Consider the following 25954-nt stretch of genomic DNA (forward strand, 5'->3'; position numbering starts at 1 on the left):
CCTGGCAAGCTATACGCCTTATTGCCCTCCCCCCTTTCAGCCCGGTTGCCACCTCCTCTTTTCAAGCTTTCGCCCCCCTTGCGGAAGCGGACGCAAAAATAAAAAGCTTTTTTGCTTTGGCAAAATCTTTTTTAAGAAAAAATTTTAAGGATAGCTTGAATGCTTTTCAACCTAAACCGTTGACGCCGTCCCCCCTTGACCCTTGCTATCCTTTCAGCCCCTAAGCCCCCCTTGCGGAAGCAGGCGCAAAAGTAACACAACCCCACTAAACAGGCAAGGCCTCCTCAGCTATTTGCCCCAGAACAACCGTAAAGCGCTGGACCAGAAAGAGAAAAAATCGAAATAAAATCCTTTCTCAGTATTTTAAGTAGCCGTTCCAATGTAGTTTGTAAAACCTACTCCTATATATACACCTGTTTTTACTTGTTAAAAGAAGCAAACACTTTTGAAGACAAAACCTAATGCTTCTTTTATCACCCAAAAATCAACATACTGGATAACTACCCAATCAAGTAAAAACCCTTCGACTTAATCAAACCCGTTAATAAATGTTAATTTTTTTACCCTTCAAAATTTTCGCTGTAACATTGATTGTAAATTCATTGACTGATCTATAATATTAACTTATCTTTGCAGAATGTTTAAAAAGTGCAGTTCGATTTCATTATTTGGCTTCCTCCTTATCATATCTATTGGTTTATTCAGTTGCAAGAGTAAATTTGAGAAACTTAAAGCCAGTAATAATTATCAAAAAAAATATCAGGAAGGTATTAAATACTATAATAAAAAGGATTACTCGCGCGCATTGGCTTTGTTTGATGATTTGATACAACGCTATCGTGGGCGTGAAGAAGCAGAACTTTTGTTTTTCAATTACGCTTACGCAAATTATTTTTTAAAGGATTACACTTCGGCTGGTTATCATTTTAAAAGCTTCGCCGATACTTATCCAAACAGTTCCCGGGCGGAAGAGTGCCGTTATATGTCGGCTTATTGTGCTTACCTGGAAGCGCCTAATGCAACTTTGGATCAAACCAATACTTTGCAATCTATTGATAAGTTGCAATTGTTTATTAATTTATATCCTAAAAGTACGCGGGTTGCAGAGGCCAGCAAATTGATCCAAAACCTGCGCGACCGTTTGGAAGTGAAATCATACGAAAACGCGAAATTGTATTTAACTATCGGAGATTACAAATCGGCCGTTATTGCTTTTCGTAATTCAATGCGTGATTTCCCGGATACCAAGTACGCCGAAGAGATGGAGTTTTTAACCATACAAGCCCAATATATGTATGCTAAAAACAGTAGGGAAGAAAAGCAAGAAGAGCGGTACGAAGAAGGAATGACCGATTACAATGAGTTTAAAGAAAAATACCCTTCCAGTCAATACTTAAAACAGGCCGAAACATTAAACCGTCAATGCGAAAACGGTATTCAAACTGTAAAAAAATATTTTGCTAATATTAATAATGTTGAAAAGGAATACAAAAAAAGAATTGAACAGGAAAAAAGTAAACAAACACAAGCAACACAAGATATTAAAACCCCATAAAATAAGATGAGCAATACAAAACCCGTTTTGGCAAGCAGCACGGTAACGCGCGATTTGCGCGACCTGGACAAAACAACCGATAATATATACGAGTCTATTGTGGTGATGTCTAAAAGGGCAAACCAGATTTCTAACAATATTAAAGAAGAATTGGGCCAGAAATTGTCTGAGTTTACCCAATCCAACGATAATTTGGAAGAAGTTTTTGAAAACCGCGAGCAAATCGAAATCAGCAAGCATTACGAAAAAATGCCCAAACCATCTTTAATTGCAGTTCAGGAATTTTTGGAAGGCAAAATTTATTACCGCAACCCATCCAAAGAACAATAGTTTTAGCAAACGTACCTAAAGCCTTCCCACAAAACAGGAAGGCTTTTTTTATAACCGAAAAACTTAAAGCCTGTTTAAATTCTACTTACCAAGGTTTCTATGCTTCTTTTATCACCTAAAAATTGGTAGGCGCATAAATTTTTTGGATTGTTTAGGCTGTGCAGGCACCAATTTTTATAGGGTAAAAGAAGCATTAACATTTTTACTTGTATAAACTTAAACAGGCTCTTACTTTTGAAAATGCTGAACGGTAAAAAAATATTGCTGGGCGTTTGCGGAAGCATCGCGAGTTATAAAGCTGCGCCTTTAATTCGTTTATTGATAGAAGCAGGCGCAACCGTGCAAGTGGTGATGACGCCGGAAGCTACCAACTTTATTACGCCGCTTACACTTGCCACGCTTTCAAAAAATCCGGTTTTAGTTCAGTATTACAAAACGGAAACCGGCGAATGGAACAACCACGTGCAATTGGGTTTATGGGCAGATTTAATGCTGATTGCGCCTGCTTCTGCCAATACCATCGCAAAAATGGCGAATGGTTTGTGCGATAATTTATTGACGGCCGTTTATCTTTCGGCAAAATGTCCGGTTTATTTTGCACCGGCGATGGATTTGGATATGTGGAAACATACTTCCACCCAAAACAATATCCAGAAATTGATTTCTTATAAAAACATCTTGATAAAACCAGCTTACGGCGAACTGGCCAGCGGTTTGGTTGGCGAAGGAAGATTAGCCGAACCGAAAGAAATTGTCGAATTTCTAAACCAATCATTCGGCAAAATGCTTTTTTTAGCAGGTAAAAAAGCGTTGGTTACGGCCGGGCCAACTTTTGAAGCGATTGATCCTGTGCGTTTTATTGCCAACCATTCTTCCGGAAAAATGGGTTTTAAACTGGCTGAAGAACTGGCCGATTTAGGTGCAGAAGTTACGCTTATCGCCGGCCCTTCCAATCAGGAAACGCAAAACAAAAACATAAAACGCATCAACATTACTTCTGCGGAGGAAATGCTGCAGCAATGCTTAACTTATTTTCCCGGTTCACGTATTTGTGTGATGAATGCTGCCGTTGCTGATTTTACGCCGAAAATTGTGGCTGACCAGAAAATGAAAAAGCAGGACCAGAACCTAACCATCGAACTAAAACCAACCGTTGACATCTTGCAAACTTTAGGTGCACAAAAGAAGCACGACCAGATTTTAGTTGGATTTGCTTTGGAAACCAACGACGGCGAACGTTATGCTTTGGATAAATTGCAGAAAAAAAATTTGGATTTGATCGTTTTAAACTCGCTGGCCGATGCCGGTGCCGGGTTTAAAACGGATACCAACAAAGTAACCGTGATTGATAAACATCTGCAAAAAACAGTGTTTCAACTTAAAACCAAAGCCGAAGTTGCTGCCGATATTTGCCAAAAAATAATTGAATTATTATAAAAATGAAATTAATAAGTTTTATTCTGATACTGTTTTTATCATACAATTTTTCGTGTGCCCAGGATTTGAATGCCCGCGTTCAGGTACTTTCACCCAAAATCCAAACTACAAATCGCAGGGTTTTTATAGCTTTGGAAACCGCGATCAAAGATTTTTTGAACGGCAGGAAATGGAGCGCCGACCAAATTACGCCGCAGGAAAGGATTGATTGCAACTTCGTGATCAACATAACGCAATGGGACAACGCAGGTGCTTTTAGCGCCGAAGTGCAGGTGCAATCCAGCCGTCCTATTTTTGGCTCCAATTACAATTCAACTTTGCTAAACATCAACGATAAAGATTTCGATTTTACGTACAACGAAGGCCAGATTATTGATTTTAACGACCAACTTTTTCAAAATAACCTCAGTTCGTTTTTTGCTTTTTATGCTTATGTAATTGTCGGTTTGGATTACGATTCCTTCGCCAAACGCAGCGGTACACCTTATTTTGAACATGCCCAAACCATTGTCAATTCGGCCCAAACTTCTTCCTATAAAGGCTGGAAAGCTTTCGACAGCAACCACAATCGTTATTGGCTTGCCGAAAACTTAAGCAACAACGCTTACACCAATTTGCGCGATTTCAGTTACATTTACCACCGTTTGGGTTTGGATGTGATGGCTTCCAACGCCGATCAGGGTTTAAAAGCCATCACGGCCGCACTTCCTTCCATTGCCGATATTGACCGGCAACGCACCGACGCATTTTTGCCGCAAGTTTTTTTCACGGCCAAAAGCGATGAACTGTTGCAGGTTTTAAGCAAAGCCACGCCGCAGGAAAGGGAGCAGGCTTACCAGGCGTTAAGCAAAGTTGACCCGGCAAACGGAAACAAATACCAGGTTTTGTTAAGAAACTAATCTTTTTAGCTGTATTGCAGCCGAATGCGTAAATTTGTTTTTTATAAAAATAAATTATGCTGAGTAGGCTAACGATTAACAATTATGCGCTGATTGATAATCTGGATATTGCGTTTGATGCCGGTTTAAACATCATAACGGGCGAAACCGGTGCCGGAAAATCTATTATTCTGGGTGCGCTTTCGCTGATTTTAGGCCAGCGCACGGAAAGCAAATACTTCTTTAACCAGCAAAAAAAGTGTGTGATCGAAGGTTTGTTTCGGATTGACGGCTTTCATCTCAAAAAATATTTTGAAGAAAACGATTTGGATTACGAAGCCGAAACCGTTTTGCGCCGCGAAATTAATGCCGACGGAAAATCCCGCGCTTTTGTAAACGATACGCCGGTTAATCTCGCTTCGCTAAAACAATTGGGCGAGAAGCTGATTGATATTCATTCGCAACATGCAACAGCCGAAATTAACGATCCTAATTTTCAGTTACTGGTTGTGGATTCGATTACCAATCATTCCGAATTGTTGGATCAATACCGCAATGCTTTTTTTACCTATAAAAAATCAGCAACACAACTGCAACAATTGATTGCGGAGAATGAAAAGGCAAAAAGCGAGGAAGATTATTTGCAGTTTCAGTTTGATGAGTTGGAAAAAGCGGGTTTGATCGAAAACGAGCAGGAACAATTGGAGCAGGAATTGTACGCTTTGAATAATGCCGAAGAGATCAAGCGCAATTTGTTAAACACCACTTATTTGTTGCAGGAAAGCGAAACGGCGGCTTTGAACCAGTTTAAAGAATCGTTGCAAAGTTTGAATTCGTTGGAAAAATTTAACCCGAAAGTTGGTGAATTGGTGCAGCGGTTGACCAGCATCAACATCGAATTAAAAGATATTGTTGCCGAGATTGAAGATTTAGAACAAGCCACACAGGTTGACGAAGCGCGGACCGAACAAATCAGCGATCGGTTGGCACTGATTTTTACCCTGCAAAAGAAGCATCGCGTAAGCAGCAATGGCGAGTTGTTAAAGATTCAGGAAGATTTATCAGACCGTTTGAACAAGATCCAATCCGGCGATGATTCGATAGAAAACCTGCAAAAGCAACTCGAAAAGCAAAAAACCGAATTGCAGAACATGGCGTTGCAGCTATCCAAAAACCGGCAAAAAGCCATCCCGGAAATCGAAAAACAAATTTTAAAAACGCTGGCCGATGTAGATATGGGCCAGGCTGTTTTAAAAATCGAGAATAATATAGTGGTAAAAGAAGCATTTGATAAAAACGGAATTGACCATATCCGCTTTTTGTTCTCGGCCAATAAAGGCCACAAAATGGCGGAAATGAGCAAAGTTGCTTCGGGCGGAGAACTTTCGCGGGTAATGTTGAGTATCAAATCTTTAATTTCCCGTTACACCGCTTTGCCAACCATTATTTTTGATGAGATTGACACCGGCGTTTCGGGCGAAGTAGCCAACAAAGTAGGTTTGGTGATGGAGCAATTGTCGCAACATTTGCAGGTGGTTACCATCACGCATTTGCCGCAAATTGCCAGCAAAGGCCATTCGCATTATTTGGTTTATAAAAATGATACGGGCAAAGTCCCTTCCACCAAAATCAAAAAATTGACGAATGAAGAACGTGTGTTGGAAGTTGCCAAGATGCTGAGCGGCAGCAAACCGGGCGAAAGTGCGCTGCAAAACGCGCGGGAATTGTTGAATAGTTAAGGCAGAAGTTAAGAGCTTGTTTAAATTTGTTCAAATATGAGAATGCTTCTTTTACCACCTAAAAATCATTGTCTTTTTATGGTTTCTATAATAATGTAATAATCAATACAAAATTTATGGGCATAAAAGAAGCATTGATATTTTTTCTAGTATAAATTTCAGTTGGATTTAAATGGACTTTAAACTAACCGATAAATAATTCTATTTTTAGGCGCTAAACAAAAATCAAATGGCTTATAATTTATTACAAGGTAAAAAAGGCATCATCTTTGGTGCTTTGGATGAAAAATCAATCGCCTGGAAAACTGCATTGCGTTGCGTGGAAGAAGGCGCACAAATCGTGTTAACAAACGCACCAATTGCTTTGCGCATGGGCGAAATAAATAAACTGGCCGAAGCCTGCGACGCGCCGGTAATTCCTGCCGATGTTACTATTAACGCCGACATAGAAAACCTTTTTGAAGGCACCAAAGAGCATTTTGGCGGCGGTGTAGATTTTATTTTGCATTCTATCGGCATGAGTTTGAATGTGCGTAAAAACATTCCGTACACCAACTCCAACTACGATTTTATGCACAAAACGATTGATATTTCGGCCATATCGTTGCACCGCATTTTGCAGGTGGCCATGAAACAGGATATGATCAACGAATGGGGTTCTGTAGTTGCTTTAACTTACATTGCTGCCCAACGGATTTTCCCAGGTTACGATGAGATGGCTGATACCAAAGCAATGCTGGAAAGTATTGCCCGAAATTTTGGTTATCAATATGGTGTTAAAAAACACGTCCGCATCAATACCATCAGCCAGTCTCCAACCCGCACTACGGCTGGCGGCGGTATCAAAGGTTTTAATGGTTTTATTGATTTTGCTGAAAAAATGTCGCCGCTGGGAAATGCAGATGCAGACCAGTGCGCGGATTATACGGTAACGCTATTTTCTGACCTGACCAAAATGGTTACCATGCAAAACCTTTTCCATGACGGCGGATTTTCCAGCGTTGGCGTAACGCAACCGGTAATTGACCAAATGGAAAAACAGTAATGCTTCTTTTACCACCTAAAAATTGGTAACATAAAAAAGTCCCGATAGAAAAACTATCGGGACTTTTTATTTAAAAAATTATTTTTAATTATTCACCTGTTTGTTCTTGTTCAGGTGTTGTATTAATTTCTGCAGCTTTTGCATTAATGGTGATTTGTTTTGTTTCTGTGTCGAAATCAACTTCCATCAGCGTACCTTCAGCCAGTTCGCCTTTCAGGATTTCTTCTGCAATCGGGTCTTCCAGATATTTCTGGATTGCCCTTTTCAGCGGACGGGCGCCAAACTGTGAATCGTAACCTTTTTCGGCAATAAACTCTTTAGCACCAAGTGTCAACTTCACATCAAAACCTAAACTGTGGACACGGTCAAACAAAGCACTTAATTCAATATCAATGATCTTAAAGATTTCGTCTTTACCCAAACTGTTAAACACGATCACATCATCAATACGGTTTAAAAACTCTGGTGCAAAAGCACGTTTTAACGCGTTTTCAATCACGCCTCTTGAATGTGCATCAGCTTGGTCAACCTTGGCAGAAGTTGTAAAACCAACTCCCTGTCCAAAATCTTTTAACTGGCGTGCGCCAATGTTAGAAGTCATAATCACAATTGCATTCCGGAAATCAACTTTTCTACCTAAAGAGTCAGTTAGTTGACCTTCATCCAAAACCTGCAATAAAATATTAAATACGTCCGGATGCGCTTTTTCAATCTCATCCAGCAAAATTACAGAGTATGGTTTCCTGCGTACTTTTTCGGTTAATTGTCCGCCTTCTTCGTAACCCACATATCCCGGAGGAGCGCCGACTAAACGAGACACAGCAAATTTTTCCATGTATTCGCTCATGTCAATCTGGATCAACGAATCTTCGGTATCAAACATGAAACGGGCCAATTCTTTTGCCAATTCCGTTTTACCAACACCAGTTGGGCCTAAGAAAATGAAGGAACCAATTGGTTTTTTAGGGTCTTTTAATCCGGCACGCGTACGTTGGATTGCTTTCGTTAATTTCTTGATCGCATCGCTTTGGCCAATGATTTTATCACTGATCTTATCCGCCATGTTCAGCAATTTCTGGCTATCGGCCTGGCCAACACGCTGAACTGGAATGCCCGTCATCATCGAAACAACTTCTGCAACATTATCTTCGGTTACGGTGTAACGTTTAGATTTTGTTTCTGCTTCCCATGCTGCTTTTGCCTGCTCTAATTCTTCAAGCAAATGTTTTTCTGTATCACGAAGTTTTGCAGCTTCTTCATATTTCTGGCTGCGGACTACTTTATTCTTTTCCAGTTTAATCTGCTCGATCTTCTGTTCAATATCCAAAATATCCTGCGGAACATGAATGTTGGTTAAATGGACACGAGAACCTGATTCATCTAAAGCATCAATCGCTTTATCTGGTAAAAAACGATCCGTGATATAACGTGAAGTTAAAGAAACGCAAGCTAAAATTGCTTCATCAGTATAAGTTACACCGTGATGCTCTTCGTATTTATCTTTAATTCTGGTTAAAATTTCAATGGTTTCGTCTGGCGTAGCCGGTTCTACCATTACTTTTTGGAAACGACGGTCTAAAGCGCCATCTTTCTCAATATACTGACGATACTCATCTAAAGTTGTAGCACCGATGCATTGAATTTCTCCGCGGGCCAAAGCTGGTTTAAACATGTTGGAAGCATCCAAAGAACCGGAAGCACCGCCAGCACCAACAATGGTATGGATTTCATCAATAAATAAAATCACATCAGGAGATTTTTCCAGCTCGTTCATTACGGCTTTCATCCGCTCCTCAAACTGTCCGCGGTATTTTGTTCCGGCAACTAAAGAAGCCAGATCTAAAGTAACCACACGTTTGTTAAACAGTACACGGGATACTTTTCGCTGTACAATCCGTAAAGCTAAACCTTCTGCAATGGCTGATTTACCAACGCCTGGTTCGCCAATTAAAATTGGGTTGTTCTTTTTTCTACGTGATAAAATTTGTGATACGCGTTCAATTTCTTTCTCACGGCCTACAATTGGGTCTAATTTTCCGTCTTCGGCTGCTTTTGTTAAATCGCGGCCGAAATTATCTAAAACCGGTGTTTTTGATTTAATGTCTGACACTTTTTTTGGTTGGCTAAATGATTCTTCATCACGGAAATCGTCGTCTCCGCCGGTTGAAGAGCCTGGCAATTCATCGGTAACATCATGTTTGCCAGATTCTACTTCCGCTTTAAACACTTCGTAATTCACGTTAAACTGTGCTAAGATTTGCGATGCAATGTTGTCCTCATCCCTTAAAATAGATAGTAAAAGATGCTCTGTGCCGATCAAATCGCTTTTAAATATTTTAGCTTCTAAGTACGTGATCTTCAATACTTTTTCTGCCTGTTTGGTTAACGGGATGCTGCCGATATTCACCGTAGTACCCGTCGTCCCTTTCACTGCATCTTCCACAGCGCGCCTTAAACGTGCCACATCAACATGCAATCCTTTTAATAATTTTATCGCAACGCCATCACCGTCGCGAATTAAACCCAGTAACAAGTGTTCTGTTCCTATATAATCATGCCCGAGACGCAATGCCTCCTCTCTGCTATACGAAATAACATCTTTTACACGGGGCGAAAATTTTGCTTCCATAATATATTTTTCAAATAAAGGGAAAGTACTAATCTATAAATAAATTTTTATTTACGAACAAACCGCGCTTTCAAGTATAAATTTATCAACAATTACGCCATTAAACTACTTTCGTTGCAACAATAATTTAATGTACCCATTTTTACTGCTTTCTGACTAATTTAGTCCTGTAAAAATTTTAAAGCAGAAATAATGGCAGACGAAAAAATTATATTTTCTATGGCGGGCGTAAACAAGATTTATCCGCCGCAAAAACAAGTTTTGAAAAACATCTACCTGAGCTTCTTTTATGGGGCAAAAATTGGTGTCATCGGTTTAAATGGTTCGGGGAAATCTTCGGTTTTGAAAATTATTGCCGGTTTGGATAAAGCTTACCAGGGCGATGTGGTTTTTTCTCCGGGTTATACCGTTGGTTTTTTGGCACAGGAGCCGGAATTAGATGCCACAAAAACAGTAAAAGAGGTGGTGGAAGAAGGTGTTGCGGCCACAAAAGCGATTTTGCAGGAATACGAAGACATCAACGAGAAATTTGGTTTGCCCGAAGTTTATGAAGATGCGGACGCGATGGACAAACTACTGGCACGGCAAGGCGAATTGCAGGATAAAATTGATGCCAGCAACGCTTGGGAATTGGACGTGCAGTTAGAGCGTGCGATGGATGCTTTGCGCTGCCCGGAGCCAGATACGAAGATTGCCACATTGTCAGGGGGAGAACGGCGGCGAGTGGCTTTGTGCCGATTGCTTTTGCAAGAACCGGACGTTTTATTGCTGGACGAGCCAACCAACCATTTGGATGCTGAATCCATTGACTGGTTGGAACAGCACTTAAAACAGTACAAAGGAACCGTAATTGCGGTAACGCACGACCGTTATTTCTTGGATAACGTAGCCGGATGGATTTTGGAATTGGACCGCGGGGAAGGAATTCCGTGGAAAGGAAATTATTCTTCCTGGCTGGAGCAAAAATCGAAACGTTTGGCACAGGAGGAAAAAACAGAAAGCAAACGCCAGAAAACGCTGGAGCGCGAATTGGAATGGGTGCGGATGGGGCCAAAAGGCCGCCATGCCAAAGGCAAAGCGCGGATTGCCAACTACGATAAATTAGCTTCCGAAGAAACCAAAGAACGCGAAGAACGACTGGAATTGTTTATTCCGCCCGGCCCGCGATTGGGAAATGTGGTGATCGAAGCCAACAACGTAACAAAAGCTTTTGGCGATAAAATTTTGTTTGATAACCTGAGTTTTTCCCTTCCGCCTGCGGGGATTGTTGGAATTATTGGCCCAAACGGCGCCGGTAAAACCACTTTGTTCCGTTTAATTACTGGCCAGGATGAGGCCGATGCCGGCACTTTCCGCGTTGGCGAAACGGTTGCTTTAGGTTATGTTGACCAGATGCACGATGACCTCGATCCAACAAAATCTGTTTGGGAGAACATTACCGACGGGCAGGAAACCATTTTATTAGGAAACCGACCTGTAAATTCCCGTGCTTATGTTTCAAAATTTAATTTTAACGGTGCCGATCAGCAGAAAAAAATCAACGTGCTTTCGGGCGGCGAGCGCAACCGTGTGCATTTGGCCGTGAACCTAAAAAAAGGTTCTAACGTTTTATTGCTGGATGAACCGACGAATGATATTGATGTCAATACTTTGCGCGCTTTGGAAGAAGCCTTGGATAATTTCGGCGGTTGTGCCGTCATTATTTCCCACGACCGTTGGTTTTTAGACCGCGTTTGTACGCATATTTTGGCTTTTGAAGGCAACTCGCAGGTTTACTTTTTTGAAGGCAATTATTCGGACTACGAAGAAAACCGCAAGAAACGTTTGGGCGATGTGGCACCGAAAAGGATAAAGTATAAAAAGTTGGTTGGGTAGATGGATGCTTCTTTTATCGGGTAAAAATTGGTGAAATAGATGATTATACTCACCTTAATTATATAAGATGATACAAACAATAGTAACTCCGGAGAAAACGAATTTTGATATGGCCGTGTCCTTGCCTGCAAATTATGTGGGCAGGCAGGTTCGTGTACTTTTTTATATTAATGAAGAAGTGAAAAATACAACAGCTTCTATTTTGCCAACAAAAAAACCTTCTGATTTTTTCGGAACACTTAGCTTGGAAGAAGGTGAAAAGATGCAGGCATACATCAATCAAAGCCGAAATGAATGGGAAAGAGATTCTTGATTGATATTAAAACGCTTATAGACACATATACGAAGAATGCTTTTTTATCTTTAACATAAGGCTTTTATTAAAAAAATAGAAAGATGAACAAGTTACAAATTAGTGTAGATTAGTTTAAACTTTCCTTTATATGAAAAATATTTTAACAACTCTTTTATATTTAATCGCTATTGTTTCTGTTTCCATTGCCCAGACAGCAACGTTAAAAGTAACTTTAAGAAATACAAGCATAAATAAATTTAGTGTTTTTATACCTAAACTATCTATGAGTAGAGATTATTTGAAAAAGAGTTTTTTTGAAATTTCATTAGATAAAGACAATTCAGCATTATACACTTTTTCGATCACTAAACCAGAATTTATAAATATATATTGTAGAACAAGCAATTTGAACACAAGTAGTGCACTTAACTACCAGTTGTATTTGTCTCCAGGAGATAGTATTAATTTGCAGGCTGATTTTAAAAAGCCTAATTATGGTATTATAATTACTGGTCAAGGAAGCAATAACAATCAACCATTACTATCAATAATTAAAGACATTGACCTGGAAAAATTTAATGGTGATACTATTCCAAATCGAATAACAGCCTTTATTAAAAAGCAAGAGTATTCAGATAAAAAACATTTCCAGGAATATGCTGACTTATACAAACCTACTGCGCCTTTTTTAATGGCATATCAACTAAACTTAAATTATTATTTTATTAATGCTTACTTTTCTTTTAAAGAGAACAATAAATTTCAGATACGTGAATCTTACAAAAGGAATTTTAATAAATGGCAGTATATTCAAGATAGTGTTTTTAAAATCTTAAAAATAGATAATAGCAACGCGATAGATGTTCCTAACTATTTATCGTTTATTAACAATTTTGTATTACGTGAAAAAGAAAAGTTATGGGAGGAAAGTGCTAAACATCCAATAAGCTTTTATAAAAAGTGGTACAATACTGACACTATAATTGGAACAAAATTATTTAATCAAGACAATCAAAACTTATTAAAAGAGAAGATTATCAACAATACTTTTACTGGTAAAACTGCTGAATATTTGTATGCCTCATTAATTGATGAAGCACTATATGATGCTAATCCAAATAACCTTGTTCTAATTTTTCAGAACTTTAGAAAAAAATATCCTGATAGCGATTACATAAGTTGGTATGAACCAGCAATAAATGCTGTTAAATTAAAACAAGAACAACAAAAGCTAACAAATGATATGGTTTTTGCCGCTGACAACGGTTCAAATCTTAATAACTTTAACGACGTTTTAGCTTTAATTAAAGGGAAAACTATATTACTTGATATGTGGGGAACATGGTGTGGTCCTTGCAGACAAGAAATGGAAAAAAACAGCAAATTCTTAAAAGAACATTTTAAAGACAAAGGCTTAGATTACTTGTACATAGCCAACTACGATCAGAAAAACGAAGACAAATGGAAAGAGCTAATTGCTTATTTTCATTTAGATGGCATACATATTCTGGCTAACGATAAACTTAACAAGGATATAATGAACAAAGTAAAAGGAACAGGATATCCAACATATGTTATCATAAAAAAAGACGGAACGTATGAACTATCAAAAGCAGGATATCCAATGGATAGGACAGTTCTTATTAAACAATTAGAAAAAGCAATTGCAAAGTAAGCTTCCCCACCTGTTAACAACCCACCTTTTGTTAACAATTTAATTACTTTAAAATCATTGCTTTATGAATGAATAAATCCTAAATTCGTTAAACCTCATTCAGGGTTGCAGATCTAAAACAAAAACGATTATGACCTGGAGAAAATTTAGCGGCGAGATCCTCGAATTGCCGATTTTAGAAGAAGTAGAAAAAACCATCGAACGCGAAACCGAAATGGGCAACAAATTAAAAGTTTGCATCGGCACAGATTCGCAGGTTAAAGGTGCCATTACCGATTTTGCGACTGTGATCGTTTTTTTACGCGAACAACGCGGCGGCTTTATGTACATCCATCAGGAACGTACCACGCAAAAAATGGGCATCAAAGAAAGGATGCTCAACGAAGTACAAAAATCCATCGATATTGCTTACCAGCTTTGCGATCTGCTGGATTTGTATGATGTGGATCTGGAAGTTCATGCCGACATCAACACCAACCCAATGTTCAAATCAAACCAGGCGCTGCACGAAGCCATGGGTTATATTTTAAGTATGGGTTTTGTTTTCAAGGCCAAACCGGAAGCTTTTGCCAGTTCTTATTGCGCCAATAAAATGGTGCAGTAAAAACAGCATAAACACTTTACCCGTTTTGCAGTTGAGTGATTGTGAAAACATATCATTTAGAATTTGAGCAGAACCTGCCCATTCCTTTAGCTGATGCCTGGGATTTTTTTTCGTCTCCTTTAAATCTGGCGCGAATTACACCAAAAGAGATGAAGTTTACCGTAACTTCTAATTATACTGCTGATACTAAGATGTATCCCGGCATGATTATCACTTATCATGTTTCGCCCGTTTTTGGTATTAAAATGAATTGGATGACAGAAATTACCCATGTAAAAGAGCATGAGTATTTTGTAGATAACCAGGTTTTCGGTCCTTATGCTTTATGGCACCATCAACATCATTTTACAGAAATTCCCGGCGGTGTTAAAATGACTGATATTTTAGATTATGCTGTTCCTTATTCTGTTTTTGGGCGAATAGCCAATTCCGTTCTGGTGAAAAAAGAAGTTAAAAAGATTTTTACACATCGTACAAAAGCTGTTGATGATCTTTTTGGGAAGTATACAGGATAGGAAAAAGGTTAAAGGCGAAAGGTTTTAAGGCGACAAAAGCTGATTGCTGAAAGCCGATAGCTAAAAGCCAACCAACGCTGCCCCTTGCACAACTCCTCTGCTTTGAATAGCACGATCAATATAAAATTGTATTTCTGATTTTTTCAAATTCCAGTTTGGCGCAATTAATAAATCCAAATCTGACAGCCCGAATAACCGTTGAATCACAATATCCGGCCGAACGAGCGGTAATAGTTCGCACAAAAAATCAGCGTAATCCTCCAAACTAAACAATGGAAAAGGTTCACGTTTGTATTTTACGCCCATAACCGAACCTTCTACAATATGCAAATGATGAAATTTAACAAATTTAATTTGTGGGAAACGGTTAATCTCATCCGCATATTTCAGCATCATCTCTTTGGTTTCCCATGGAAAACCAAAAATGGTGTGCACACAAATATCTAATTTGGAATTTTTAACAAGTTCTAATGCTTTAATTAATTCTTCATGTGAACAACCGCGATTAATTTGAGCAAGTGTATCGTTATAAATAGATTCCATGCCCATTTCCAAATCCACATCAAAACGGTCGGTGTAACTTTCCAGCAAAGCTACTTTTTCGGCATCAATACAATCCGGACGGGTGCCTATCGAAAGCCCGACAATATTCTCCGGATCAATACTCAACGCTTCATCATACATCGCTTTTAAATAATGAACCGGCGCGTAAGTATTGGTATTGGGTTGAAAATAAATGATAAATTTATCGGCACGGTTTCCGGTACGGGCGCGTTCCATGCCTTTTATAACCTGCTCTCTTAACGAAGGCGTAGAACGGGAAACGGAAGGTGTAAAAGAATCTACATTGCAATAGGTACAACCGCCAAAACCTTTACTTCCGTCTCGGTTTGGGCAGGTAAAGCCGCCATCCACAATTACTTTAAAAACGCGCTGCCTGTTGTATTTTTTGCGGAGCCATGCACCGTAATTATTGTAAGTCCTTAACCCCGAATTAAAAGCCAGTTCTGCCGTATTCATGATTTAGCAAAGATACCAATTCCGATGCTTCTTTTACCGGCATAAAAAAAGCCTCTTAAAAGAAGCTTTTTGTTTTTTATCCGTTGATCCAGCTAAACTTGTATTCCAGCCCCGGGTTTTTCATCCGGTCTGCAATACGGATCAAACGATCAGGCAATTTCAGCAAATAATCGCGTGCTTTCTCGCCGGCTTCGTTCAAATCCCGTTGGCTTTCGATCTGCCAATCTACAATTAATTGCTTTAAAATATCAACATAATCAATGGCTGTGTAGATTCCCAGGCGTTGTGCGGCATCGGTAAAATGGCCGTAAGTTTGGCCTGCCATCAAGCCCATTTCCCGTAAAAAATGTGCCGGCATTACAATTTTCTTGCGCATCATATCTTCAAAAGCAATCATCGCTTCGTTGGCATCCACTTCAAAAATTTTGCCGATAAAGTTGATGTAAGCTTTTGCATGGCGCGCTTCGTCTGAAGCAATCACACCGCACATTTTCGACAACAACGTATCGCCATGTTTTTTGGCCTGACTGGCCACACGGCGGTGCGAAACATTAGTTGCCAATTCCTGGAAAGACGTATAAATAAAGTTACGGTAAGGATCGTGGCCGGTGCCAATATCAAAACCATCCGCAATTAAATATTGGGTTGATACTTCCATCATCCGCATATTTACGCGGCCAGATAAGTACAAATATTTGTTCAGCAAATCGCCGTGGCGGTTTTCTTCGGCCGTCCAATGGCGTGTCCATTTCATCCAGCCGCCTTCCTCGTTGCTTGAAACGCCTTGCACCATCATCAACCACGATTCGTAAGTTGGCAATGCTTCTTCGGTAATCGTATCGCCAATCAAAACGGCAATTAAATCGTAAGATAAACCTTGCGCGCTTTGCTGTAAATCTTTTATTTCGCTAAAAAAAGTATCTCTTGAAGAATCAGGAAGCAGGTCGCTTGGCTGCCAAATCTGGTCAATCGGCTTCAGGTACTCATCCATTTTCTCCAGCATATACTTTTCAATATGCCGCATCACCTCTCTTCTTTTTTCTTCAAAAAATCTCATTTCGCTGCTTTAAAGGTTCAAATTTAGGTATTTGTTGACCAATTTCTGTCATGCCTGCTTACTAAAAATACAAGCAAATTTACATAAAGTACACAAAAAAGAGCAGGTTGTTTGCGCCGATTGATGATTAAGAAACCGTTATGCTTAAACTTTTTTGATATTCCTGCCGAAGTTCTAACAAGCACGTAGCGCAAAGGCAGCCTTCGTAATTTTCTGCAATGTGTTCTATTTCGTCATGCGTTAGCTGTACTTCGCTGCAATGGCATTTGGTGAAAGAATTGGCTTTGCATTCTATCCGGCTTTGGCAGCGTTCGCAGGCAATAATTTCGTGCTTCGTCATTTTTTATGCTGATACAATTTAAGCCGATACTGTTTTTATGCCGATAAAAACAGTATCGCTTACAAACAACAAACGTTTCTCTTTCAAGAAACGTTTGTTGACACCAATTTTATGCCGATAAAAGAAGCATCATTTAAATTTAGCGTTTTGTCATGCCGAACTTGTTTCGGCATCCCTCATGATTGGTTTTTTACTTTTTACGAGGAATCCTGAAACAAGTCCGGGATGACAGTTCAAAATTTTATGCCGATAAAAGAAGCATCGGCAATTTGATGTTGATTTATGCAGAACAAGTTACGCAGCCTTCTTCCATCGAACAGCTTGGCTCGGCCGGAATTTCTTCTGCCGGATGATTGATATGTTCCGGGATAACCGCTTCCATATTTTTTCCGCCCTGGTTTTCCACCGTAAATTGAACGGCCTGCGAAGCAGCTTGCGTACGCAGATAATACATGCCGGTTTTTAAACCTTTCTTCCAGGCGTAAAAGTGCATGGAAGTTAATTTGGCCGCGTTTGGCTGGTTGACAAAGAGGTTCAAAGATTGCGACTGGCAGATATAAGCGCCACGGTCGGCAGCCATATCAATAATGGTGCGCATTTTGATTTCCCAAACGGTTTTGTACAATTCTTTGATGTGGGCCGGGATTTCCGGAATATCCTGGATCGAACCATTTGCCGCGATGATCTTATTTTTCATGTTGCTGTTCCACAATCCTAAAGCAACTAAATCGTGCAGCAAAAATTTATTCACCACCACAAATTCTCCGCTTAAAACCCGACGCGTGTAAATGTTGGAAGTGTACGGTTCGAAACATTCATTATTACCCAAAATTTGCGAAGTAGAAGCAGTTGGCATCGGCGCAACCAACAACGAATTACGAACGCCGTGTTTTACAACTTCGGCACGCAATTCTTCCCAATCCCAACGGCCGCTATCCGGTTTTACGTTCCATAAATCAAATTGGAATTTTCCTTTTGATAATGGTGATCCTGGGAAACTTTCGTAAGCACCGTCCCTAATTGCCAAATCTTTGGAAGCCGTCATGGCTGCAAAATAAATAGTTTCAAAAATCTCTTTGTTGAGTTTTTGGGCTTCGGCACTTTCAAAAGGCAAACGCAATTTAATGAAAGCATCCGCCAAACCCTGAACGCCTAAACCAACCGGACGATGGCGCAAGTTTGAATTTTGTGCTTCGATGACCGGATAATAATTTTGATCAATAACGGTATTCAAATTCAAAGTAACTTGATACGTAACTTCATACAATTTTTCGTGGTCAAACTGCCCGTTGATGACATAACGCGGCAAAGCCAGCGAAGCCAGGTTACAAACCGCAACTTCATCCGCAGCCGTGTACTCAATAATTTCGGTACACAAGTTAGAACTTTTGATCGTCCCTAAATTTTGCTGATTGGATTTGCTGTTGGCCGCATCTTTATATAACAAATATGGCGTGCCGGTTTCTACCTGCGCATCCAAAATGGCAAACCACAATTCCTGTGCTTTGATGGTTTTGCGGGCGCGACCTTCGCGTTCGTAGCGTTCGTACAAAGCTTCAAATTCTTCGCCGTGGCAATCTGCCAAACCTGGTGCTTCGTGCGGACAAAACAAGCTCCAGTTGCCATCGGCTTCTACCCTTTTCATAAACAAATCGCAAACCCAAAGCGCGTAAAACAAATCGCGGGCGCGCATTTCTTCTTTACCGTGGTTTTTGCGGAGGTCTAAGAAATCAAAAATATCAGCGTGCCAAGGTTCCAGATAAACCGCAAAAGCACCTTTGCGCTTGCCGCCGCCCTGATCTACATAACGTGCCGTATCGTTAAACACTTTCAACATTGGGATAATGCCGTTGCTCGTTCCGTTCGTGCCGCTAATATAAGAACCGGTTGCACGCACATTGTGGATGCTTAAACCTATGCCACCTGCACTTTGCGAAATTTTGGCTGTTTGTTTCAGCGTATCGTAAATGCCTTCGATGCTGTCGTCTTTCATCGTCAACAAAAAGCAGCTCGACATTTGCGCTTTAGGTGTTCCGGCGTTAAACAGGGTTGGCGTGGCGTGTGTAAACCAACGCTCGCTCATTAAATGGTAGGTTTTGATCGCGCTTTCTACATCCTTTTTGTGGATGCCGACCGCAACGCGCATAAACAAATGTTGTGGACGCTCTACAATTTGTCCTTCAATTTTCAGCAAATATGATTTTTCTAAGGTTTTGAATCCGAAATAATCAAAGCCAAAATCTCGGTCGTAAATAATGGTGCTGTCCAGCAGTTCTGCGTTTTGCTCGATCACTTCCCAAACATCATCTGCAATTAACGAAGCGTTTTTGCCGGTTTTGCGGTCAATGTATTCGTGCAGTTTCCGCATCGTTCCGGAAAACGATTTCATGGTGTTTTTATGCAAATTGGAAACCGCAATGCGCGAAGCCAGCAAAGCATAATCCGGGTGTTTGGTGGTTAAGGATGCCGCTGTTTCTGCCGCCAAATTATCCAGTTCGGAAGTGGTTACGCCATCGTACAAACCTTCGATCACTTTTTTGGCCACATCAATCGGGTCAACCAAAGCTGGGTTTAAACTGTAGCACAGTTTTTCTACCCGTGCGGTGATCTTGTCAAATTTTACGGTTTCGGTTTTGCCGTCTCTTTTTATTACAAACATGCTTTAGTATTTAGTAGCAAGTATCAGGTATCAAGACCTGGGCTTACTGTTTTTATCGGTTAAATTTCTGTCTCAGTTGTAGCAAATCATCTTGATACTTGCTACTTTTTCAAAGTCCTCTCCTTTTGGAGATGATTTAGGTGAGGCTCCTCAAAAATCCTCATCCATCGAGAAAGCCTGGCTTTTGGCTTCGGTGTTCAGCACGCCGCTTTTTTGGTAATCGCCAACACGCTTTTCGAAGAAGTTGGTTTTGCCTTGGAGAGAGATCATCTCCATAAAATCAAACGGGTTGTTAGCGAAATACAGTTTATCGTAACCCAATTCTACCAGCCATCTATCGGCAACAAATTCGATGTATTGTCCCATCAAATCGGCGTTCATGCCAATCAAACGGACAGGAAGTGCATCGGTAACAAATTCTTTTTCGATTACCACCGCATCGGCAATAATCTCGGTTACTTCTTCTTTGGAGAGTTTGTTGTTCAACATGCTGTACAACAGGCAGGCAAATTCGCAATGCAAACCTTCATCACGCGAAATCAATTCGTTGCTGAAAGTCAGGCCAGGCATCAAACCGCGTTTTTTCAACCAAAAAATAGAGCAGAAACTGCCGGAAAAGAAAATACCTTCCACCGCGGCAAAAGCTACCAAACGTTGTGCAAAATTGCCGTTGTTGATCCATTTTAAAGCCCATTCTGCTTTTTTCTTCACACAAGGAACGGTATCAATGGCGTGGAACAAACGGTCTTTTTCGGTCGGGTTTTTAATGTACGAATCAATCAGCAGCGCATAAGTTTCAGAATGGATGTTTTCCATCATGATTTGGAAGCCATAAAAACAGCGTGCTTCCGGAACCTGCACTTCGCTCATAAAATTAACGGCCAGGTTTTCGTTCACAATGCCGTCGCTTGCCGCGAAAAACGCCAGTACGTGCGAAACAAAATGCCGCTCGCCATCGCTCAAATTGTCCCAGTGTTTCTGGTCGTCAGACAGGTCAATTTCTTCGGCCGTCCAAAAACTGGCTTCGTGCTTTTTGTACATTTCCCAGATAGCGGGATAGTTAATCGGCAGGATAACAAAACGGTCTTTGTTCTCCCGCAGCAATACTTCATCTTCCTGATTTGCAATCATTTGTAATACTTTTTTTGATCGGTGAAATATGAGCCGCCAAAAAAAGCCATCCTGTTTGGAAGGCTTCTTTTATCGGCATAAATTTTTTTAGTTTTTCAATTTTCACTGGTAATTAATAAACTTTACCAATGGGCTAAACGATTTTCTTTCGTCCTTTGATACAAATATAGCCTTTGAAAAACCTGCTGAGAAGATGAAGTTTTAAACACTTTTAAAGTTATCCACATTGGCAACAATGCCGGTTTTTTCTCGTATAAAGAAAGCTTTTTTAAGATTTAGACTTGTTTTGCCGGAATAAATTTCATCGAAATCGAATTGACACAATGGCGTGTATTTTTGGGCGTAAACCTTTCGCCGGTAAAAACATGGCCCAAATGCGCGCCGCAGGTATTGCACACAATTTCTACCCTTCGGCCATCGCGGTCGGCAACACGTTTTACCGCGCCTGGAATTTCATCATCAAAACTTGGCCAGCCGCAATGCGATTCAAACTTGGTATCTGAAGTGTAAAGCGGCGTGTTGCACTGGCGGCAAACGTAAGTCCCGGCATCTTTTAAATTAGTGTATTCGCCGGTAAAAGGCCGTTCGGTGCCTTTGTGCAAAATCACGTATTCTTCTTCGGGCGTTAATTTATTGTATTCCATGTTGATCTTTTATTAACCTAACGGCAATTTATTAGTTTGAGTTTGAAGGCAGCCGGGTGTTGACTTTATGCTGATAAAAGAAGCATGGGAGGAAGACGGGAAGTTAGAAAGACCGAAAGTCAGAAAAGTCCGGAAGTCGGAAAGACCAAACTGCTATATTTAGTTCAAAGTTGTCATTTCAACGTTAGAAGAAATTTTCTTTGAAGCGAAAATCAATTTCTTGACATGCTTCTTTTATCGCCCTAAATCCTTTTTTGAAGAAAGTTTCTCCCTTTGCCGAAATGACAACAGATGACCAAATAACACGATGCTTCTTTTAGCACACAAAAATTAGGGTGCTAAAAGAAGCATTACCAGTTTCTAACAACTCACATTGCTGCAACTTTCTACCGAAAACTCCGGTTCAAAAGTGCTGTGCTGAATATCTAAATGCAACAGTTCGTGCCGCAATTCTTCTTTGATCTGGTTAAAAGAATTAACGGCTGATGGATCAATTACGATATGGGCCGTCAGCGCATTTTCCGTCGTGCTCAACGCCCAAATATGAATGTGGTGCACATCCCGAACGCCTGCTGTTTTTAGCATCGCATTTTTTACCTTTTCCAAATCCAACTCCTTCGGGATGCCGTCTAACGAAAGCCTTAAACTTTCTTTCAGCAAGCTCCAGGTTCCGCCCACAATCACCACCACAATAATCAAACTCACTACGCTATCCACCCAAAACCAATGCGTAAAGTAGATGATTAAGCCGGAAACAACCACGCCAAAAGAAACAACGGCATCCACCGCCATGTGCAAATACGCGCCTTTCACGTTCAGGTCGTCTTCCTTTCCTTTTACAAAAAGCCAGGCCGTGATGCCGTTCACCAGAATCCCGGCAAAAGCAACCCAGGCAATCGTGCCGCCTGCGATAGGTTCGGGGTGCATAAAACGGTTGACAGCTTCGTAAGCAATAATCACCACTGCGGCAAGCAAAATAATGGCATTGAGCAAAGAAACGATGATGGTAGAACGCTTGTAGCCATACGTATATTGACTGTTTTTGGCCACGCCCGAAAGTTTGAACGCCAGCAAAGCCAACGCTAAACTGGCCACGTCGCTTAAATTATGGCCAGCATCGGTGAGCAGCGAAAGCGAATGGGTGTAGAAACCGGTAATCACCTCGGCAACAACGAAAGCCGTGTTCAGAATAATACCGATGACAAAAGCACGTGTTAAATGCGTAATCTTAGGCGCATGGTCGTGGTGATGGTGCGAATGGGAATGATCGTGTGAATGCGTGTGGGCCATATTTCAGTTGTCAGTTTCGGGTTGCCAGTTGCCTGTTTTAATCGTATAAATGCAGTCGGTGATTAAGCTGCTAATTTACGGATTTTATCTACGCAAGCCCGCTCCTCAAACCCCGTTCCTCGCTCTTCCCCTACTCATGATGATATGGCTCCCCCTTCAAAATCGTAAAAGCGCGGTAAACCTGTTCGGCAAAAAACAAACGCACCATTTGATGCGAAAACGTGAGTTTGGAAAGCGACAATTTTTCGTTGGCGCGCTGGTAAATGCTATTGTCAAAACCGTACGGGCCGCCAATAACAAAAACTAAGTTTTGGGTGGAGGCCAACATCCTTTTATTCAGCAGATCGGCAAATTGAAGGGAAGTGAGTTCCTGGCCGCGTTCGTCCAGCAAAACCACAAAATCAATTGGATTGAGTTTTTTCGAGATCAGTTCCGCTTCTTTGGCTTTTTGTTGTTCCTGGCTCAAGCCTTTGGTCTGCTTCAGTTCCGGAATTTCTGCCACTTCTAATTTGATGTAATGCTTCAACCGTTTCAGGTAAATAGCAATGCCTTGGTTTAAATATTTTTCTTCGGTTTTCCCCACAGAAAGGAGCGTGATTTTCATAATCGGAATAAATAACAAACTTCGAGCTTAATTAGATAATTTTGCCAAATTGCACAATTTATAGATTAAAATTAGCAGTAAATGACCGCACAGGAACAGGAAATTTTAAAAACGTACACAGAGGAAGCCACTGCTCTTTCGGCCAAAATTTTAGGCTATAAAAGAAGCATCAACCAGGTTTCGTTTTCCCGGCTCATCGTTTTTTTTGCAGGAATTACACTGATTTACATTTTAGGAAGCATAAACGTAAACTACGCTTTCGCCATAGGTGGAACAATGGTAATGGCTTTTGTACGATTGATTAGGAAACAATCCAAACTGCAAAAAGAACTCGCTTTTGATGAAAACCTGTTTAAAGTTTTAAGCAACGAAATTGACCATCTAAAAGAAGCAAAAAACAGTTACGATAATGGTTTTGCTTTTGCTGATGGGTTTCATCCTTACACCGATGATTTGGATATTTTTGGCGAAAATTCTTTGTTTCATTATGTCAACCGGTGCAACACACAATCCGGAAAAAATATTTTGGCAGGTTGGTTTAAAAAGCCGGCAGAAAAAATAACGATCGAAAGCCGGCAGCAAGCCATAACCGAACTTCGAAATTATCCGTTAGAAACCTTGAATTTTCGTGCAGCACTGATTGCTTTTAACGGTACAGAATTGACTGCTTTATCATCAACATTAAAAGAAGGCTTAAAGGAAAAGTTAGTTTTTATCCACAAAAATTGGCTGAGAAATTATGTAAAATCCTTGCCTTTTTTAATGGCTGCTTTAATTATCGGTGCTGTTTTTAACGGTATATTTTTAAAGTTACTTGGCTTTTTTATGCTGATGAATTTCTTTTTAAGCGGAATTTATACAAAGCAGGTTAACCAGGTTTACGGTGGTTTTAGCAGAAGCAGCAGCCAACTTTCTGCATTTGCTGCTGTTTTAAATTGGATAGAAGAAAAGCCGTGGAAAAGTGGTTACCTGCAAAGTTTAATTGCAAGTTGCGCGTCTTCAAACCAACAAAAAGCACATCAGCAAATTGCATCTCTGGCAAAAATTTTGTCGCAGTTTGATTACCGCTTAAACATGATCGTCGGCACCATATTAAACCTGTTATTGATGTGGGATGTTCGATGTGCGATAAAATTAGCAGAATGGCATCAAACTGCGGCTTCAAATGTAACGGACAGTTTCGAGGTAATTGCTACTTTCGAGGCATTAATCAGTTTAAGCACCTTGCATTACAACCATCCCAACTGGCCTTTTCCAAAAATTACAACTGAATTTTGTTTAAAAACGGAGCGATTAGGACATCCGTTGATTACCGAAGAAAAACGAGTTGTCAATAATTTCTCGATGGAAAACCACAAAACCGTGGATGTGATTACCGGCTCGAACATGGCCGGCAAAAGTACCTTTCTGCGAACGTTAGGAATCAACTTGGTTCTGGCTTATTCCGGCGCGCCGGTTTGTGCCGAAAGCATGACCACTTCTGTGATGAAATTGGTAAGTTACATGCGTATCAAAGATTCGCTGAACGAAAGCACTTCCACTTTTAAAGCCGAACTGGACCGTTTAAAAATGATCCTCGAAAAAACCGCTGCCGAAACCGACGTGCTGGTTTTAATTGATGAAATGCTGCGCGGCACCAACAGCAAAGATAAATACGCCGGTTCTAAAGCGTTTATCGAGCGGCTCATCCGTCAACAAACCGCTGCTTTGGTTGCCACACACGATTTGCAAATTGCCGATCTGGCCGATGAACATTCCGGAGCCGTCCGCAATTTTCATTTCGATATCAAAATGCAAAACCAGGACATGTTTTTTGATTATAAGATCAAAGACGGCGCCTGCAAAACTTTTAACGCTTCAATTTTATTAAGGGAAATTGGGTTGGAAGTGGGGTGATGCTTCTTTTACCGGTATAAATTCAAAGTTTGGCAATGCTTCTTTTATCGGTATAAAATTGTTGTTGATTTTTGTTTTGGGCGTGCCCCTACGGGTCGGGCTATCCGCTCCAAGTCCTCGCTCGTGCCTCACTGTGGGCTTTCCGCTGCTATCCCTCACGCGGGCAAGGCGGCTCTTAACCATGTAAATATTGTATCTTGGTTTTTTTAAATACCTAACCAATGGAATTTCTTACCGTAAATTACGAAACTCAAGAATCAATACTTAAAAGTTTTGATGCAATTGCCGACAAACTTTCAAAAGATATAATTCTTAAAATAAATAACGCCCGTTATCAAATTACAGATTTTGAATTTTACAGTTTCTCAGAAAAACTTCCTGACCCTTATACACATTTAAACAAATTGCAACAACAAAAAGGCAAGCTTTATTTACATGGATCAGGTATTGATTTAACTTTTGGAGAAAATAAAAAACATGGAGGAATCTTATTACGAAGCGTAATAAGGTTACAAGATGACAAGTTTGAAATGAAGCAATTTAACGGACCTCATCTTGTTGCCACAGAATTATTTTCAAATTTAAATTCTTTAGATATATAAAGTTCATTAAATATTTACAATTAGTTTAGCTAAGTTTTTACCGACTTGGTTTTCCACTTGAAAACCAAGCATGAACCGGTCAAAACAGTTGATCCTTTCTTCCAGGTTTTGGACGTATCTGTTATGTGTGATTT

Annotated in this window: 24 protein-coding genes; 14 read left to right on the forward strand and 10 right to left on the reverse strand. The window is 40.3% G+C overall.

What is annotated here, in order from left to right; genetic code table 11:
- From V5804_RS13010 to V5804_RS13040, 7 genes are all read left to right on the forward strand, one after another.
- A partial coding sequence (locus tag V5804_RS13010; RefSeq protein ID WP_369591829.1) for a hypothetical protein occupies window positions 1–224 on the forward strand: 224 nt, incomplete at its 5' end.
- A 413-nt stretch (window positions 225–637) separates the two neighbouring features.
- Entirely contained in the window at window positions 638–1555 is a 918-nt protein-coding gene (locus V5804_RS13015; RefSeq protein WP_369591830.1) for an outer membrane protein assembly factor BamD, read from the forward strand.
- A gap of 6 nt (window positions 1556–1561) precedes the next feature.
- The gene (locus V5804_RS13020; protein WP_369591831.1) at window positions 1562–1885 is read left to right on the forward strand and encodes a DNA-directed RNA polymerase subunit omega; all 324 of its coding nucleotides are present in this window, start codon (window positions 1562–1564) and stop codon (window positions 1883–1885) included.
- Window positions 1886–2125: 240 nt separating this feature from the next.
- Window positions 2126–3322, forward strand: a complete 1197-nt coding sequence (gene coaBC / locus V5804_RS13025; protein ID WP_369591832.1) for a bifunctional phosphopantothenoylcysteine decarboxylase/phosphopantothenate--cysteine ligase CoaBC — start codon at window positions 2126–2128, stop codon at window positions 3320–3322.
- Between the two features lie 2 nt (window positions 3323–3324).
- The gene (locus V5804_RS13030; RefSeq protein ID WP_369591833.1) at window positions 3325–4221 is read left to right on the forward strand and encodes a DUF4835 family protein; all 897 of its coding nucleotides are present in this window, start codon (window positions 3325–3327) and stop codon (window positions 4219–4221) included.
- Window positions 4222–4277: 56 nt separating this feature from the next.
- Window positions 4278–5939 (forward strand): DNA repair protein RecN, encoded by a 1662-nt coding sequence (gene recN, locus V5804_RS13035; protein ID WP_369591834.1) that lies wholly within the window; start codon window positions 4278–4280, stop codon window positions 5937–5939.
- A 229-nt stretch (window positions 5940–6168) separates the two neighbouring features.
- Window positions 6169–6984 (forward strand): enoyl-ACP reductase, encoded by an 816-nt coding sequence (locus tag V5804_RS13040; RefSeq protein WP_369591835.1) that lies wholly within the window; start codon window positions 6169–6171, stop codon window positions 6982–6984.
- 88 nt (window positions 6985–7072) lie between these two features.
- On the opposite strand, the gene V5804_RS13045 is transcribed toward V5804_RS13040, so the two are convergent.
- Window positions 7073–9613 (reverse strand): ATP-dependent Clp protease ATP-binding subunit, encoded by a 2541-nt coding sequence (locus V5804_RS13045; protein WP_369591836.1) that lies wholly within the window; start codon window positions 9611–9613, stop codon window positions 7073–7075.
- A 192-nt stretch (window positions 9614–9805) separates the two neighbouring features.
- On the opposite strand from V5804_RS13045, the gene ettA reads away from it, so the two are divergent.
- From ettA to V5804_RS13070, 5 genes are all read left to right on the forward strand, one after another.
- Window positions 9806–11488 carry an energy-dependent translational throttle protein EttA gene (ettA, locus tag V5804_RS13050; protein WP_369591837.1) on the forward strand — a complete coding sequence of 561 codons (1683 nt, stop codon included), beginning with the start codon at window positions 9806–9808 and terminating at the stop codon, window positions 11486–11488.
- A gap of 67 nt (window positions 11489–11555) precedes the next feature.
- Window positions 11556–11801 carry a hypothetical protein gene (locus V5804_RS13055; protein ID WP_369591838.1) on the forward strand — a complete coding sequence of 82 codons (246 nt, stop codon included), beginning with the start codon at window positions 11556–11558 and terminating at the stop codon, window positions 11799–11801.
- 130 nt (window positions 11802–11931) lie between these two features.
- Window positions 11932–13458: a TlpA family protein disulfide reductase gene (locus tag V5804_RS13060; protein WP_369591839.1), complete on the forward strand. Its 1527-nt coding sequence runs from the start codon at window positions 11932–11934 to the stop codon at window positions 13456–13458.
- A gap of 130 nt (window positions 13459–13588) precedes the next feature.
- The gene (locus tag V5804_RS13065) at window positions 13589–14062 is read left to right on the forward strand and encodes a ribonuclease H-like YkuK family protein (RefSeq protein ID WP_369591840.1); all 474 of its coding nucleotides are present in this window, start codon (window positions 13589–13591) and stop codon (window positions 14060–14062) included.
- Window positions 14063–14103: 41 nt separating this feature from the next.
- Window positions 14104–14577, forward strand: a complete 474-nt coding sequence (locus V5804_RS13070; RefSeq protein WP_369591841.1) for a hypothetical protein — start codon at window positions 14104–14106, stop codon at window positions 14575–14577.
- Between the two features lie 60 nt (window positions 14578–14637).
- Here V5804_RS13070 and V5804_RS13075 read toward each other — a convergent pair whose 3' ends face one another.
- The 8 genes from V5804_RS13075 to rlmH form a co-directional block, all read right to left on the reverse strand.
- A complete protein-coding gene (locus tag V5804_RS13075) occupies window positions 14638–15597 on the reverse strand; it encodes a TIGR01212 family radical SAM protein (protein WP_369591842.1) in 960 nt (319 codons plus the stop codon).
- A gap of 76 nt (window positions 15598–15673) precedes the next feature.
- Window positions 15674–16654, reverse strand: a complete 981-nt coding sequence (locus tag V5804_RS13080) for an acyl-ACP desaturase (RefSeq protein ID WP_369591843.1) — start codon at window positions 16652–16654, stop codon at window positions 15674–15676.
- A gap of 127 nt (window positions 16655–16781) precedes the next feature.
- Complete coding sequence (locus tag V5804_RS13085; RefSeq protein ID WP_369591844.1) at window positions 16782–16994, reverse strand: cysteine-rich CWC family protein; 213 nt, start codon at window positions 16992–16994, stop codon at window positions 16782–16784.
- A 280-nt stretch (window positions 16995–17274) separates the two neighbouring features.
- Window positions 17275–19653, reverse strand: coding sequence for a ribonucleoside-diphosphate reductase subunit alpha (locus tag V5804_RS13090; protein WP_369591845.1), 2379 nt, complete (start codon window positions 19651–19653; stop codon window positions 17275–17277).
- 150 nt (window positions 19654–19803) lie between these two features.
- The gene (locus V5804_RS13095) at window positions 19804–20784 is read right to left on the reverse strand and encodes a ribonucleoside-diphosphate reductase small subunit (RefSeq protein ID WP_369591846.1); all 981 of its coding nucleotides are present in this window, start codon (window positions 20782–20784) and stop codon (window positions 19804–19806) included.
- 275 nt (window positions 20785–21059) lie between these two features.
- Window positions 21060–21428, reverse strand: a complete 369-nt coding sequence (locus tag V5804_RS13100) for a methionine-R-sulfoxide reductase (RefSeq protein WP_369591847.1) — start codon at window positions 21426–21428, stop codon at window positions 21060–21062.
- A 360-nt stretch (window positions 21429–21788) separates the two neighbouring features.
- A complete protein-coding gene (locus V5804_RS13105) occupies window positions 21789–22718 on the reverse strand; it encodes a cation diffusion facilitator family transporter (protein WP_369591848.1) in 930 nt (309 codons plus the stop codon).
- A gap of 130 nt (window positions 22719–22848) precedes the next feature.
- Window positions 22849–23322 carry a 23S rRNA (pseudouridine(1915)-N(3))-methyltransferase RlmH gene (gene rlmH, locus V5804_RS13110; protein ID WP_369591849.1) on the reverse strand — a complete coding sequence of 158 codons (474 nt, stop codon included), beginning with the start codon at window positions 23320–23322 and terminating at the stop codon, window positions 22849–22851.
- A gap of 81 nt (window positions 23323–23403) precedes the next feature.
- Between rlmH and V5804_RS13115 the strand changes: the two genes are divergently transcribed.
- Window positions 23404–25218, forward strand: a complete 1815-nt coding sequence (locus V5804_RS13115) for a DNA mismatch repair protein MutS (protein ID WP_369591850.1) — start codon at window positions 23404–23406, stop codon at window positions 25216–25218.
- On the opposite strand, the gene V5804_RS13120 is transcribed toward V5804_RS13115, so the two are convergent.
- Window positions 25189–25401 carry a hypothetical protein gene (locus V5804_RS13120; RefSeq protein WP_369591851.1) on the reverse strand — a complete coding sequence of 71 codons (213 nt, stop codon included), beginning with the start codon at window positions 25399–25401 and terminating at the stop codon, window positions 25189–25191. The two genes, V5804_RS13115 and V5804_RS13120, sit on opposite strands and share 30 nt — an antisense overlap.
- A gap of 38 nt (window positions 25402–25439) precedes the next feature.
- Between V5804_RS13120 and V5804_RS13125 the strand changes: the two genes are divergently transcribed.
- Complete coding sequence (locus V5804_RS13125; RefSeq protein ID WP_369591852.1) at window positions 25440–25820, forward strand: hypothetical protein; 381 nt, start codon at window positions 25440–25442, stop codon at window positions 25818–25820.
- The last annotated feature ends 134 nt before the right edge of the window (window positions 25821–25954 follow it).

The sequence above is a fragment of the Mucilaginibacter sp. genome (genome assembly GCF_041088075.1).
Classification (GTDB): domain Bacteria; phylum Bacteroidota; class Bacteroidia; order Sphingobacteriales; family Sphingobacteriaceae; genus Mucilaginibacter_A.

Coding starts and splice junctions, on each gene's coding strand:
- V5804_RS13015 (WP_369591830.1), top strand. CDS start 638: ATGTTTAAAAAGTGCAGTTCGATTTCATTATTTGGCTTCCTCCTTATC.
- V5804_RS13020 (WP_369591831.1), top strand. CDS start 1,562: ATGAGCAATACAAAACCCGTTTTGGCAAGCAGCACGGTAACGCGCGAT.
- coaBC (WP_369591832.1), top strand. CDS start 2,126: ATGCTGAACGGTAAAAAAATATTGCTGGGCGTTTGCGGAAGCATCGCG.
- V5804_RS13030 (WP_369591833.1), top strand. CDS start 3,325: ATGAAATTAATAAGTTTTATTCTGATACTGTTTTTATCATACAATTTT.
- recN (WP_369591834.1), top strand. CDS start 4,278: ATGCTGAGTAGGCTAACGATTAACAATTATGCGCTGATTGATAATCTG.
- V5804_RS13040 (WP_369591835.1), top strand. CDS start 6,169: ATGGCTTATAATTTATTACAAGGTAAAAAAGGCATCATCTTTGGTGCT.
- V5804_RS13045 (WP_369591836.1), bottom strand. CDS start 9,613: ATGGAAGCAAAATTTTCGCCCCGTGTAAAAGATGTTATTTCGTATAGC.
- ettA (WP_369591837.1), top strand. CDS start 9,806: ATGGCAGACGAAAAAATTATATTTTCTATGGCGGGCGTAAACAAGATT.
- V5804_RS13055 (WP_369591838.1), top strand. CDS start 11,556: ATGATACAAACAATAGTAACTCCGGAGAAAACGAATTTTGATATGGCC.
- V5804_RS13060 (WP_369591839.1), top strand. CDS start 11,932: ATGAAAAATATTTTAACAACTCTTTTATATTTAATCGCTATTGTTTCT.
- V5804_RS13065 (WP_369591840.1), top strand. CDS start 13,589: ATGACCTGGAGAAAATTTAGCGGCGAGATCCTCGAATTGCCGATTTTA.
- V5804_RS13075 (WP_369591842.1), bottom strand. CDS start 15,597: ATGAATACGGCAGAACTGGCTTTTAATTCGGGGTTAAGGACTTACAAT.
- V5804_RS13080 (WP_369591843.1), bottom strand. CDS start 16,654: ATGAGATTTTTTGAAGAAAAAAGAAGAGAGGTGATGCGGCATATTGAA.
- V5804_RS13085 (WP_369591844.1), bottom strand. CDS start 16,994: ATGACGAAGCACGAAATTATTGCCTGCGAACGCTGCCAAAGCCGGATA.
- V5804_RS13090 (WP_369591845.1), bottom strand. CDS start 19,653: ATGTTTGTAATAAAAAGAGACGGCAAAACCGAAACCGTAAAATTTGAC.
- V5804_RS13095 (WP_369591846.1), bottom strand. CDS start 20,784: ATGATTGCAAATCAGGAAGATGAAGTATTGCTGCGGGAGAACAAAGAC.
- V5804_RS13100 (WP_369591847.1), bottom strand. CDS start 21,428: ATGGAATACAATAAATTAACGCCCGAAGAAGAATACGTGATTTTGCAC.
- V5804_RS13105 (WP_369591848.1), bottom strand. CDS start 22,718: ATGGCCCACACGCATTCACACGATCATTCCCATTCGCACCATCACCAC.
- rlmH (WP_369591849.1), bottom strand. CDS start 23,322: ATGAAAATCACGCTCCTTTCTGTGGGGAAAACCGAAGAAAAATATTTA.
- V5804_RS13115 (WP_369591850.1), top strand. CDS start 23,404: ATGACCGCACAGGAACAGGAAATTTTAAAAACGTACACAGAGGAAGCC.
- V5804_RS13120 (WP_369591851.1), bottom strand. CDS start 25,401: ATGGTTAAGAGCCGCCTTGCCCGCGTGAGGGATAGCAGCGGAAAGCCC.
- V5804_RS13125 (WP_369591852.1), top strand. CDS start 25,440: ATGGAATTTCTTACCGTAAATTACGAAACTCAAGAATCAATACTTAAA.